Origin of the sequence: Sporosarcina sp. FSL K6-6792 (genome assembly GCF_038004885.1) — a bacterium.
GTDB classification, from domain to species: Bacteria; Bacillota; Bacilli; order Bacillales_A; family Planococcaceae; genus Sporosarcina; species Sporosarcina psychrophila.
In genome coordinates, this window is the sequence record NZ_JBBOSA010000001.1 from 2,604,109 (window position 1) to 2,617,268 (window position 13,160).

14 protein-coding genes are annotated in these 13,160 nt (G+C 42.8%); 3 read left to right on the forward strand and 11 right to left on the reverse strand.

All coding sequences use genetic code 11. From position 1 onward, the window contains the following. Positions 1 to 7: 7 nt before the first annotated feature. The 11 genes from fumC to MKZ26_RS12725 form a co-directional block, all read right to left on the reverse strand. Positions 8 to 1,390 carry a class II fumarate hydratase gene (fumC, locus tag MKZ26_RS12675; protein WP_340766403.1) on the reverse strand — a complete coding sequence of 461 codons (1,383 nt, stop codon included), beginning with the start codon at positions 1,388 to 1,390 and terminating at the stop codon, positions 8 to 10. A 14-nt stretch (positions 1,391 to 1,404) separates the two neighbouring features. Next, a complete protein-coding gene (locus tag MKZ26_RS12680; protein WP_067205094.1) occupies positions 1,405 to 1,887 on the reverse strand; it encodes an NUDIX hydrolase in 483 nt (160 codons plus the stop codon). A 60-nt stretch (positions 1,888 to 1,947) separates the two neighbouring features. Continuing rightward, positions 1,948 to 2,880: an HD-GYP domain-containing protein gene (locus MKZ26_RS12685; protein ID WP_340766404.1), complete on the reverse strand. Its 933-nt coding sequence runs from the start codon at positions 2,878 to 2,880 to the stop codon at positions 1,948 to 1,950. Positions 2,881 to 2,997: 117 nt separating this feature from the next. After that, complete coding sequence (locus tag MKZ26_RS12690; protein ID WP_340766405.1) at positions 2,998 to 4,284, reverse strand: ABC transporter permease; 1,287 nt, start codon at positions 4,282 to 4,284, stop codon at positions 2,998 to 3,000. After that, positions 4,274 to 4,972 carry an ABC transporter ATP-binding protein gene (locus MKZ26_RS12695; RefSeq protein WP_340766406.1) on the reverse strand — a complete coding sequence of 233 codons (699 nt, stop codon included), beginning with the start codon at positions 4,970 to 4,972 and terminating at the stop codon, positions 4,274 to 4,276. Before MKZ26_RS12695 ends, MKZ26_RS12690 begins: the two co-directional genes overlap by 11 nt. A gap of 514 nt (positions 4,973 to 5,486) precedes the next feature. Beyond that, positions 5,487 to 7,049, reverse strand: coding sequence for a flotillin family protein (locus MKZ26_RS12700; RefSeq protein ID WP_067205083.1), 1,563 nt, complete (start codon positions 7,047 to 7,049; stop codon positions 5,487 to 5,489). Positions 7,050 to 7,066: 17 nt separating this feature from the next. Continuing rightward, on the reverse strand, positions 7,067 to 7,600 hold the full coding sequence (locus MKZ26_RS12705) for a hypothetical protein (RefSeq protein ID WP_340766407.1): 534 nt from the start codon (positions 7,598 to 7,600) through the stop codon (positions 7,067 to 7,069). Positions 7,601 to 7,690: 90 nt separating this feature from the next. Next, the gene (locus tag MKZ26_RS12710; protein ID WP_340766408.1) at positions 7,691 to 8,302 is read right to left on the reverse strand and encodes a response regulator transcription factor; all 612 of its coding nucleotides are present in this window, start codon (positions 8,300 to 8,302) and stop codon (positions 7,691 to 7,693) included. Then, complete coding sequence (locus MKZ26_RS12715) at positions 8,299 to 9,402, reverse strand: sensor histidine kinase (protein ID WP_340766409.1); 1,104 nt, start codon at positions 9,400 to 9,402, stop codon at positions 8,299 to 8,301. The genes MKZ26_RS12710 and MKZ26_RS12715 overlap by 4 nt, the downstream gene beginning before the upstream one ends. After that, positions 9,402 to 10,130 carry an ABC transporter permease gene (locus tag MKZ26_RS12720; RefSeq protein WP_340766410.1) on the reverse strand — a complete coding sequence of 243 codons (729 nt, stop codon included), beginning with the start codon at positions 10,128 to 10,130 and terminating at the stop codon, positions 9,402 to 9,404. The genes MKZ26_RS12715 and MKZ26_RS12720 overlap by 1 nt, the downstream gene beginning before the upstream one ends. Next, complete coding sequence (locus MKZ26_RS12725) at positions 10,127 to 10,738, reverse strand: ABC transporter ATP-binding protein (protein ID WP_340766411.1); 612 nt, start codon at positions 10,736 to 10,738, stop codon at positions 10,127 to 10,129. Before MKZ26_RS12725 ends, MKZ26_RS12720 begins: the two co-directional genes overlap by 4 nt. 249 nt (positions 10,739 to 10,987) lie before the next feature. Here MKZ26_RS12725 and MKZ26_RS12730 point away from each other — a divergent pair, with 249 nt between their 5' ends. The 3 genes from MKZ26_RS12730 to MKZ26_RS12740 all read left to right on the forward strand — a co-directional run bounded on the left by MKZ26_RS12730 (position 10,988) and on the right by MKZ26_RS12740 (position 12,977). After that, positions 10,988 to 11,608: a DUF47 domain-containing protein gene (locus tag MKZ26_RS12730; protein WP_067205068.1), complete on the forward strand. Its 621-nt coding sequence runs from the start codon at positions 10,988 to 10,990 to the stop codon at positions 11,606 to 11,608. Positions 11,609 to 11,619: 11 nt separating this feature from the next. Beyond that, positions 11,620 to 12,618 (forward strand): inorganic phosphate transporter, encoded by a 999-nt coding sequence (locus tag MKZ26_RS12735; RefSeq protein WP_067205066.1) that lies wholly within the window; start codon positions 11,620 to 11,622, stop codon positions 12,616 to 12,618. A 158-nt stretch (positions 12,619 to 12,776) separates the two neighbouring features. Next, positions 12,777 to 12,977, forward strand: coding sequence for a cold-shock protein (locus tag MKZ26_RS12740; RefSeq protein ID WP_067205063.1), 201 nt, complete (start codon positions 12,777 to 12,779; stop codon positions 12,975 to 12,977). The last annotated feature ends 183 nt before the right edge of the window (positions 12,978 to 13,160 follow it).

Here is a 13,160-nt window from a genome sequence, read left to right on the forward strand (position 1 = left end):
CGACTCCTTATTTCCCAATCATTTTTGAAGGAACGACATACTCGTCAAATTGTTCTTCTGTCAGCAAGCCTGATTTAAGTGCCGCCTCTTTTAGCGTTGTTCCTTCCGCATGTGCTGTTTTCGCTATTTTCGCTGCATTTTCGTAACCGATATAAGGATTAAGTGCCGTCACAAGCATAAGTGAGTTTTGAACTTTACGGTCAATTTCTTCACGATTTGGTTCAATGCCAACTGCACAGTTATCGTTGAAACTGATCATCGCATCGCTCAACAACGTCACGGATTGAAGGAAGTTATATATGATAACCGGCTTGAAGACGTTCAGTTCGAAGTTCCCCTGGCTCGCTGCGAAACCGATTGTCGCGTCGTTCCCCATGACTTGTGCGACAACCATCGTCAACGCTTCACTTTGAGTCGGATTCACTTTTCCTGGCATGATGGAACTGCCTGGTTCGTTCTCAGGAATTGTAATTTCACCAATACCTGAACGTGGTCCACTAGCTAACCAGCGCACATCATTGGCGATTTTCATTAGGTCTGCTGCAAGTGCTTTGATAGCGCCATGAACGTAAACAATTTCATCATAGCTCGTAAGTGAATGGAATTTATTTACCGCAGACGTAAATTCGATTCCTACTGCTGTGCTGATTTCAGTAGCAACACGGTCCCCAAATCCTGCAGGTGCGTTAAGTCCTGTACCAACAGCCGTTCCACCGATTGCAAGTTCTTTCATCGACTCGACGCTGTCCGTAATCATTTTTTCTGTTTTCTCGAGCATCCGGTGCCAACCGCTAATTTCCTGGCCAAGCGTTAAAGGTGTCGCGTCTTGTAAATGCGTACGGCCGATTTTAATGATATCCATGAACTCTTCGGACTTCTTGTTAAGTGTTTCTTTCAATACACCAATTGCCGGTACGAGTTGTTGTTGTACTGCCACGACGCCTGCAACATGCAACGCTGTAGGGAATGTGTCGTTTGAACTTTGTGATTTATTGACATCATCGTTCGGATGAAGGCGTTCTTCCTCGCCCCACTCTTCAAGAAGTTGATTTCCACGGTGTGCAAGCACTTCGTTCATATTCATGTTTGACTGCGTACCGCTTCCTGTTTGCCAAACGACAAGTGGGAAATGATCATCCAGTTTGCCAGAGACTACTTCATCCGCCGCTGCAGAGATAGCCTTCATTTTTGCTTCTGAGATAGCACCGTGTGCATGGCTCGCGATTGCTGCAGATTTTTTCAAATGGGCAAATGCACGAATAACACCAATTGGCATTTTTTCTCCGCCAATTTTAAAATTTTGTTTACTCCGTTGCGTTTGCGCTCCCCATAGCTTGTCCGCAGGTACTTTAATTTCACCAAATGTGTCGTGTTCAATACGATAATCCATCATTCATCCCTCTTTCAATTGTAAGTATTTCCATTATCGCTGATTGGCACCTTTTTTTCATCCGCCCAGTCTCGGATAAATGCTTTTTGCCTAGGGTTTAGGTTCGTCGGCAATTCATCTTTTCCGAAAAAACGATGTGCTTTGCTTTCTGTACCGCCCTGTTTTAGTTCACCCAAATAGTTTTCTGTTTGAAAAATAACTTGCACGCTATATACTTGATCACCATTCGGATACGTCACAAAACAGGCCTCTCCGGAATAAAGACCAAATAGCTTAAGCCCCTCCACATGCAGTCCCGTTTCTTCATATGTCTCCCTTTTCGCCGTTTCTTCAAACGTTTCCCCAAGCTCCATCACACCACCAGGAATACACCAATTGTCCTCATCTGTGCGGTGTTGAAGCAAGATTTTATCTTCATTTGTAATGATGACGCCGCAACCCACCGTTAGTAGTGATTCCTTACCAATCATTTTCCTCATCGTTTGAATGTAATCCATAGCATTCCCCCCCTTTTTTTATATAGAAAAGACCCGGTTTCCCGAGTCTTTTTCCATTCTTCATTTCCAATTGAATTGGTTTTTCTTTAATATCTCTATAAATGCATCGACTACTTCAGGGTTAAATTGTGTCCCTCTTCCGCCCTCTAGTTCTTTCACAGCTTCTTGTATAGAAAGGGCCTTCTTATACACTCGATCGGTTGTCATTGCATCAAATGCATCAACGACCGATACGATGGCGGATTCTAGCGCAATTTCATCGCCTTTTAGACCATACGGATAGCCTTTTCCGTCGTGTCTTTCATGATGTTGTTCGACAATGAATGCAGTATCTGTTAGCCATTCGACAGCATGCTCACGCATAATCTTTGCACCTTCTGTCGTATGAGTCTTCATAATTTCCCACTCTTCAGCTGTCAGTTTCCCAGGTTTATTTAGAATTTCTAGCGGGACAACACGCTTGCCGACATCATGAAAATAGGCGCCCCATCTCAAGGTGCTAAGGCTTTCTGTTGGGAGTTCCAACTGTTTCCACACTTCGATTGAATAATCCTTAATTCGGTTGCAATGCATATAAGTATAGCCATCGACCGATGCAATCGCATCCGCCTCTTCTTGAAGGATTTGCGTTTCGAAAAATCTGTACTCAAAACTTTCAGCTTCCATTTTAATTAAAATATCTGCTTCCGTTTTCCCGTAAAACGAAATAATATGTTCATAATTCGATGCTTCAATTGTCTCACCGATTTCCAATAGACGGCGCTTTCCTTCGTATTCCATTTCTACGACCCCGTTAAGAAGCTTATAGGACTCTATGAAGGCGTCTTCGGCGTCGTATTGGACCCAAAACGAGCCATTCTTGTGCAATGAATAAAGCGCATTTGACAATCCGTTCCATCTTCCGAGCAATACGACATCCGCATAACCGAGATGAAGTACCGGATATCCTTCGCTAGTTTGATTGCTATACGACTGGTTTAAAATAGTGTACATAAGCGTACTCCTAGGGTTAAGGCATATGATCATCAAGGCATGTCTGAATATTACCATTATAACAAGTCACGCCAACGTTTCATACACCTTTACCCGATTGATGCAAAAATATGTCGATTAGAGTTCCTGCCTCAACGCATTGATGACATCAATTTTCGTCGCTTTACGCGCTGGTCGCCACCCTGAAATCATTGCGACGCCTATGCTGATCGTAGAAGCGATAACCACAAGTTGCCATGGAATAACGGAGAACGTAACAGTCATATCTCCAAAATCTTCTTCACCGAGCGCTGCCGTAACAATGATTGGCAGCACATAATTCGACACAATGCTCACCCCATAGGAAATAACAACTGCAAGAACCGTCCCAACTATACCAATCCACGCACTTTCCATCAGGAATAGTCGTTGGATTAATTTCGGATCTGCCCCGATTGCTTTCATAACTCCGATTTCACGCGTCCGCTCTGTCACAGCCATTGTCATCGTGTTAAATATTCCAATAGATGCAATTAAGATCGCAATTGTCCCAACGAATACAAGTCCAGCTTTCAACGCTAGGAAAAAGACATCTAATTGATCAAGTTCTTCGGATATGGAATACACACTATATCCATCGTCTTTTAATGCAGTAGAGATTGCTTTCACATTTTCTAATTTATCCGCATAGACGTTTACATTGCCATAAAATAATTGCTGTGCGTCTGCATTATCATCCACTGGCTTGTCTACATGTGCATAATAGATTTTTTCTAACTCTGGAATAATAGATGCGTCAGCGTATATTTTTTGATCCTGCTCCCAATCTTTCGCAGGTTTCTTTCCGATACCCACTATCGTGAGCATCATTTTATCCTCAATCATTTCACCTTCATTTTCACCGATTTGATAGATGAACTGTTCTCCAATCAATTTTCCATCATACGTAGTAAATTCACCATCTTCATTTTCATCTTGTTGATTCATTAAGGAATCTGCGAAATTGCTTCCCACGACGACTTCGTTCACTTTTTCAGGTAAACGTCCTTCCTGAAGCTCGAAATTCGCTTTCTTTTCTTCTGTAAAATCCGTCACAACAAGCTGACTATTCCCAGTGAAATCACCAATTGAAGACTGCTGTTCTGCCCCTAGATTTTGGCGGAATACAACTGCTTTTACATGATCCCGTTTCTTCAGCTCTACAACTTTCTCTTCATCCATCTCACTTGAGAACACTTCAATTTGTGTCACAAGTCGATTCGATAAGACCTCTCCCCGAATCGTTTCGTGTAGGCCGAATCCAACGGACGCGAGCACAATTAAAAAGGCTGTTCCCATCGTTGCCGCAAGCACGGTCATGAAAACACGCATTTTATTTTTCTTGATATGTTGCCCTACGAAACTAATCTGGTCCTTAAATTGCATGCTGTGCACCGCCTTCCGTTAATACGCCGTCATGCATTCTGTATACGCGATTCGCTGTTTGTGCCACTTCATCGTCGTGTGTAATGATGACGAATGTGATGCCCCGTGTTTTATTGAGCGACTGGATAAGCAAAAGAACGTCCTGTTCTGTTTCCGAGTCGAGACTACCTGTCGGTTCATCGGCAAAAATGATTGGCGGATCCGTTATAAGCGCACGCGCAATGCTGACACGCTGTTGCTGACCTCCCGATAATTCATTTGGATAATGGTCTTGCACATCCGTTAGTCCAACGCTTTGCATCAGGTCTTTTACTTTCTTGTGTCGCTCACTTTTGTTGATGCCCTTCAATGTCAGTGGCAGTTCAACATTTTCAAACGCTGTCAATCCAGGCATGAGTTGAAAGTTTTGAAAGACGAAACCGAAATGATCTAATCGAAACTTCGCACTTTCCACTTCGTTGAATGCAGAGGTCTGAATGCCTTGCACACTGATTTCTCCACTTTCAGGCGTTAGAAATCCTGCCATAATATGAAGAAGCGTTGATTTACCCGAACCACTTTTGCCAACAATCGATACAATTTCACCCTCCGCAACATCAAACGTTAACCCTTTCAACACCGGAACTCGCTTTTCTTTACCTTTCTTGCCGATTTTGAATGAATGATTTAAATTTTGCACACTAATCATCTGTTCCCCTCCAACTTTCTTTATTTCCTTCATTATATAGGGAGAATCTTAAGGGTTTGTGAGGATAGATATGAAGAATTTCTTAAGATGTTGGGGTGGATGCTGGATATATGATTGGTCGTGCGAGGGTTATGATCGGTTAGGGAGTTTTATGATCGGGCGTGCGAGGATTATGATCGGTTAGAGAGTTTTATGATCGGGCGTGCGAGGGTTATGATCGGTTAGGGAGTTTTATGATCGGGCGTGCGAGGGTTATGATCGGTTAGGAAGTTTTATAATCGGGCGTGCGAGGGTTATGATCGGTTAGAGAGTTTTATGATTGGGCGTGCGAGGGTTATGATCGGTTAGGGAGTTTTATGATCGGGCGTGCGAGGGTTATGATCGGTTGGCAGCTTTTATGATCGGTCGTGCGAGGGTTATGATTGTTTCCTTACTTTACGCTCGCTGAGGGGGCCTACAACATAAAAAAGAGCCCCGACGCACTACTGCGTCGGGACTCTCTTCTAGTTAGATATTATTCAGCTTCGTCAGCTGCAACTTCTTTTCTTGCAATCACTTGTTGAGTGGGTTGCTTCGTATTTGTTGCTTTTATCTCATTTGTCAGCTGGTCAATACTTGGGCGGATATTGCCTTTGCCCGTGTAGTTTTCAAGCATTTCCTTAACGTCAATGCCTGATGATGCTTTCAAGGATTCTTGCAATGTTGCCATTAAGTTAGTCGCATACGACGTTACTTTATTGGCTCCGCCGCCTTCACCACTACCCGTGTCAACAACAGTAATTTTATCAATATTCGCAAGCGGGCTTGCAATTTGTTTCGCATATTCTGGAATCATTTTAACAATCATATCAAGCATGGCAGCTTGGCCGTACTGTTCGAATGCTTCCGCAATTTTACGTTTCGCTTCCGCTTCCGCAAGACCTTTTAGACGAATAATGTCAGCTTCAGATTCCCCTTGTGCGCGCATTGAATCGGCTTTCGCCTGCCCGTCAAGACGAACTTTTTCTGCATCCGCAAACGCACGTGCTTCAATGCGGTACTTTTCAGCATCGGCTTCCGTAATTTGTTTCGATTTTTGAGCTTCTGCATTTTGTTCGATTGCATAGCGATCCGCGTCAGCTTTTTTCTTAACTTCAGAATCATATTGCTTCTCACGACGCAGAATCTCTTTCTCTTCAAGTTCAATCTGTTTTTGACGTTCAATGATTTGAATTTGCATTTCCTGTTCCATAACTTCCTGTTTCGAGACGGCCGTTTGAAGTTCGTAAGCTTGGTCGGCACGTGCTTTTGCAACATCTTGATCACGACGGTAATCCGCAACCTTCAATTGATTCTCTTTTTCAGCTTCCGCAATTTCAGTCGCACGTTCAATTTCTGCTTTTTGTGCTTCTTTAGATGCTTCCGCATTTTTAATACGCGTTTCTTTTTCTGCTTCAACTGTTGCGATATCCGCATCGCGCTTCACTTGTGCGATACGTGGTTTCCCGAGTGAATCGAGATAGCCATTTTTATCGCGCACATCTTTAATTGTAAATGAAACGATGATGAGTCCCATTTTGGAAAGATCCTGTGAAGCAACACGTTGCACTTCCTGAGAAAACATATCGCGATTTTTGTAAATTTCTTCTACTGTCATTGAACCAAGAATCGAGCGCAAATGACCTTCCAATACTTCTTTTGCTTCATTTTCACGGTCAGCTTTTGATTTCCCTAAAAATTGTTCAGCAGCTGTTGCAATCTCTATGATTGAGCCACCAATTTTAATAATTGCTGTTCCATCTGCCATAACAGGAACGCCTTGCTCCGTGTACACTTCCGGCGTTGTAACCTCAAGCTTACTTGACAAAAGGCTAAGCGGTGCCGCTTGTTGGAACACTGGCAACAGGAACGTCCCGCCGCCGCGGATGATTTTAATACGATTTCCCGAATCATCCTTATGTACATTTTTAGAACCAAGATAACTTCCTGTCACGATTAGTGCTTCATCTGGCCCGACTGTGCGGTACTTTGTGATGAAGACGAGAACCAGCGCCAGTAAAACAAACGCGACTACTCCAATTGCAATCCAAATTTCCATCTGTTTTTCCCCCTTTTTTATTTGAAGCGGAATGGTTCATACTCTTTAACGATGAATGTTCCATCTCTAACTTCAATAATCAATACTTCTTTTCCGTACTCAATTGCGGTGTTTTCGTACCCTACCGCCCTCTTAGAAATCATGCCATTCACCGATTCGATAACAATTTCACCGAATCCATCAATAGGGACAGGTACAATCACTTTTCCAACCCTGCCCATCAGCGACTCATCCGTATACGCGAGGGACACTTCCGCCGATTTCAGTGGAAGAAGGACAAATAAGTACAATAGAAGATCGAGTACAAAAGCAGTAACAAGTGCAATTACCAAAATGATTCCGCTGCCCCATGTTGTAACAAGTTCTAATATATAACCGCCAGCCGCTACAAATGTTATGAATGCAAGTATCACCGCCGGATCCAAGAAAGGACTAGCATCGCCGATTCCTTCAGCCATGTCACTAAATAAGATATAAAGTAACGTCGCAAGGCCTGCAACAATTAGCCCAACCATATATACTTGCACAATTGGCATCCCAAACAGTTCCATTTCAACACCCCACTTTCACCTTTTTTGTCTCACCTATATATACGTCCCATCATCCCGAAAGTTTCAATTTACTGAAAATTTTTCGCAAATTTATTCCATATCAATTAAACCGTTTTTCCTGGCAACGTGAATTGCCTCTGTCCGACTTTTTACTTGCAACTTTTGAAAGATGTCCGAGAAGTAGTTTCTTACTGTTCCCTCCGACAAAAATAACTGCTTGCTGATTTCTTTATTCGCCAAACCTTTTGATGCCAGCATAAGAAGCTCTTGCTCCCGCTCGGATAACTGATCTTTTTCCGTAAATAGTGAAAAGGCCAGTTCTGGATCGACGACTCGCTGACCCGCGGCTACTATGCGAATTGCTTCGGCCAGTGCACTACTCGGTCCGTCTTTCAATAAGAAACCTTTTACGCCTGCATTCACTGAACGCTGTAGATAACCAGTTCGGCCAAACGTCGTCAACATGATGATCGCCACACTGGGGTATTTCTCCACTAATCTTTCTGAAGCTTCCAAGCCGTTCATAATCGGCATTTCAATATCTAAAATACAGACATCGGGCAGTAATCGCTCGACTACTTCAATCGCTTCCAAGCCATTTGCTGCCTCACCGATGATTTCTAAGTCCTCTTCTATAGAAAGAAGTGCTATTAAAGCCCCCCTCACCATCGCCTGATCTTCTGCAATTACGACGCGTATCACGAGACGACACCCACCTTTTCAATACTTTTCGGTAGCGGAATGAATAACTGAACGACTGTCCCTTCTTTACCGCTTATCCATCCAATCGTTCCATTAATAAGCCCAATCCGGTTTTGCAGGCCTGTCATACCATGATTTGGAACCGCTTCATCGATACCTTTTCCGTTATCAGCGACTTCAATTAATACACCTTCCACTGAACGTGCAATGTTAATTTGACACCATGATGCAGCGCTATGTTTAACGACATTGGTCACAAGTTCCCGAATTGCCATCACAGCAATCTTTTCATACCCACGATTAATGGAATGGATTTCTCCGTTTACTTCAGAATTGATTCCTGCACTGTGTAAATGTTGCCGGCTGGCAGTCAATTCATCGACAAGCGTACCTGTATCAAGGTCTTCCACAAGCTCCCGCATCTGTGTTAATGTTTCGCGCGAGATTGTAATCACTTCCCGTAACTCCCCCGCAGCTCTTTCTGTGTCTGAAACGAGTAGCTTCTCGGCAAGCTCAGTTTTCAATGTAATCATCGACAACTTTTGTCCAAGCGTATCATGCAAATCACGCCCGATTCGCTGGCGTTCTTGCTGCTTCACCAATTCATCAATCCGACTATGTGCTTTCTCCAATTCTCGCTGGGATTCATTCCATTTTCGTCTTGATGAAATCATATAAGCATTAAAGATGGCGAGCAGAATAGGTACAAGCGACATGGATGTTTGCACTATATTTAAGTCCTTAGCCACGCCATAGACAATCCCAACCACTATATAGACGCCGACAGCCACGATGCGCTTGCGTCCGGACAATAACGAAATCATATTTGAAGAGAAGGCACTTAGCCAGAAAAAAACCGGTCCGAACATATACACCCAAAAACCAATAATAATCGCTTGCACTATGACGAACACTAGATAGCTGTTACGCCAATAGGACTGGCGATAGACGAATAAAAAGGGAGCAAGCAGAAGGATTGAAAACATACGCTCCATGCCCTCTAAAAAGAACGCCCCTATGAGCGGAAACAACATGTAGATTAAAATAGTATACGGTTCCCTACCTAAACCTTCGGGAAAAACTGCAAATCTCCTGCTCATTAATTCGCCGCCCCTCTATTTATATAGCCTCCAACCCAGTAAACCCCTATAAATAGTATCGAATAACAGATAAGTCCACCCATTTGACCAATCAAGGGATACCCTCCTCCCAGTAAACGGAAGGCACCCGCTATCGCGATCGCTCCTGGAGACCCGCTTGCAATAGGTTGCACCCAGCCCGGAAACTGTTCAATCGGAACCCACGTCCCTGCAGAAAACATCACAAATATCCACGTAAAGTTTGCTATACCAGAGACAGTACCCTGTTTCCCAAATGAACTGATGGCTATACCCAACGTCATGAACACCGCGGACACACCGATAAACCATACCGCAATCATACACCATTGCCCTACACTGCCTGGGAGCCCGTGAATCGTCTGAACAAAAACGATTAAGATCACAACCGTGATACTATTCAATAAGAGCTGTGACATCAGTTTCGCACCTGAAACGACTAATTCGGAAATCGGCAATGCCTTCATAGATGTACGCCAAGGTCTGCTGTTGTCGTATGCAAGCCCAATAGCAAATGTCGTGACAGCTCCCGACAACAAACTGAAGACAAGCATTGCGATAAGTAGATATGCATAGTGCTCTGGTTCATTCGAAAGCGAAAAGATTAGGTAGTAGACGATGGGAAGAACGATGGCGTAAATGACAAAATAGCGGTTTCTTAGCATGCGCAACACTTCAATTTTTGTCAACAATAAAAAGGGCTTAGTCATTGCACAACCCCTTCCTTCAACAACACAATTCGATGTGCAAGAACTTCTCTTTCTTCCCTGGAATGTGTAATCAGTAAAACGGCAAGCCCTTCATCAACAGCAAGCTTTAGTTGTTGATAGAAATGTTTTTTCATTTCCTCGTCCATTCCCGCAGTTGGTTCATCCGCAATCAGCACAAGTGGTCTACCTGCCATCGACAATGCAAATGACAGCCGCTTACGCTCACCGCCTGATAATTCATGTGTCTTTTTAAGGAGCATATCTTGCAATAATCCTAGACGGACAAGCTCGTCGAATGTGTAAGGACTTCTATAGAAGGATTGAAATAAACAAAGCATCTCCTCGACCTTCACATTATCCATGAATTCGGCGTGTTGGAACATGAAGCCTATTTCCGATTTCATTTTCCTTCCTAGTGGTTTCCCTGCCAGTAGAATTCTTCCGCTTAAAGGATGGACGATTCCTGCTATAACGGATACGATTGTTGATTTCCCCGCTCCATTTGCTCCACATAGCGCAACTACTTCCCCAGATGCAATTTCCAAGTTAATATCTCTTAACACGTTTTTCCGTTTAAACTCCACACAAAGATTAATAATTCCCAACATACTCTCACCTCTTACGTTAACTTTACTGATAAAGAGGGTATTCTGTGGAGTACATTGAGTCATTTTTCCTTCATGACAATTGTCACTTTTTCTATACAGATTTGATTTTTGTGAATCCTTTGTAGGGTCTTTGTAAAGATTGTGTAAAGTTTGTGCAGATATCGTCGAAATTTGTAGGTATCTCAAATTGTTTTTGATATGATGGGATTGTTAAAAAATTATTTCCCATACTGGGACGGAGGTACAACAATGTTCAGCTCACGTAAACCTGACCCTTTTTTCATAGCATTATTAACCATTGCTGAAAATGTGCAAGAAGCGGTTCATTATGCCAACGACTTTAAAGTGGTGACAGTTGCCGACTTGAAAGAAGTAAGCATTAAACTTAAAAATTACGAGACGGAAGGTGACACGCTCATCCACGATCTCATTACTAAGCTTAACAAGTCGTTCATGACACCAATTGAGCGGGAAGATATCATGAATTTGGCCATTAAGATGGATGATGTTCTTGATGGTATTGAACATTTTGCAGCACATCTTGAAATGTTCTCTCTTACTGAAATTGATGAGTATGTACAGAAATTCATGGAAAACATTGTGAAAAGTACCGACGAAATCGTTAAAGCGATGAAATTGCTTGCGAGGAAAAAACTTGAAGCGATGCACGATCATGCAGTACTTATTAAAGATTACGAACGAGTTTGTGATGAAGTTTTCCGTACATCGGTCAAACAACTCTTCATTAATGAAAAGGATCCAATTCGCATTATCCAATTCAAAGACATATATGAACAACTTGAAGATGTCGCCGATTATTGCCAAGATGTTGCCAACACAATCGAATCAATTATTATGCGTAACGCATAAGGGGGAGCCAAATGGATACAATACTTCTCCTTACCATACTAGTCGTTGTTTTCGCACTCGCTTTTGATTTCATCAACGGATTTCATGACACGGCGAATGCCATCGCAACATCCGTTTCGACTCGTGCACTGAAACCGAGAACTGCTATTATGATGGCAGCTGTCATGAACTTCGTCGGCGCTCTCGCATTTACAGGAGTCGCAAAAACGATTTCAAAAGACATTGTCGATCCATTCGTTCTCGAAAACGGTTCGCTTGTCATCTTAGCGGCACTTATATCAGCAATTGCGTGGAATCTGATTACCTGGTATTTCGGAATCCCATCCAGTTCATCCCATGCTTTAATCGGTTCAATCGCTGGCGCGGCTATTTCAGCAGCAGGTTTCGGCATTTTAAATTACAGCGGTTTCCTAAAAATATTACAAGCGCTTCTTATTTCTCCGTTCATTGCACTTGCAGGCGGCTTCCTTGTAATGTCGATATTCAAAGTGACCTTGAAGAACAAGAATTTATTTAAGGCAAATAAACGAATTCGTTATATGCAAATCGGAACAGCAGCGCTTCAATCGTTCACACACGGTACAAATGATGCGCAAAAAGCCATGGGTATAATTACAATGGCATTGATTGCAGCAGAATTGCAGACGTCGGACGATATTCAACTTTGGGTCCGGATTGCTGCAGCGACAGCGATGGGGATCGGAACATCAATCGGTGGCTATAAAATCATTAAGACTGTCGGCGGCAAGATTATGAAAATCCGTCCAGTGAACGGCATAGCAGCTGATTTGTCATCTGCTATGATTATTTTTGGAGCGACACTTATCCATTTACCGGTTAGTACAACACACGTCATTTCTTCCGCAATTATGGGTGTAGGTTCAGCTCAACGTGTAAAAGGTGTCAATTGGGGAGTCGCTAGAACGATTGTCACGACATGGATTATTACTTTACCAATTTCAGCAACAATCGCTGCGATTGTCTATCAGATCCTTAACTTGTTTTTTTAATTCAAACATTTCCCTTGCAATGTGCTAATATCCCTGTTATGATAAAGAAGAATTATTTTTGTTCGGCATGATGGTCTCGAATAAATCTTGACCGCTTCAAGACTTGAGCAAGGATAGTAATACAATGTATGCACAAAGCATACGAGGAGGAAACACACATGGAACAAGGTAAAGTGAAATGGTTTAACGCAGAAAAAGGATTTGGCTTCATCGAACGCGAAGACGGAGACGATGTATTCGTACACTTCTCAGCTATTCAAGGAGAAGGCTTCAAGTCTCTTGAAGAAGGCCAAGATGTAACGTTTGAAATCGAGCAAGGCCAACGCGGTCTTCAAGCTACAAACGTAAACAAAAACTAATTTGAATTAACCATTCAAAAGCCATTTCCTTCGGGGAATGGCTTTTTTCTTTATCCAAAATTAATTGTGGTGACTACTAAGTACTTATAATAAACTGAGCATTGGAGCCTTACTAGGGGTATCAGAAACCCTAAGACTGGAGGGTAGCATCCCCTAGCGAATTCAATGTAATTCTTATTTCAA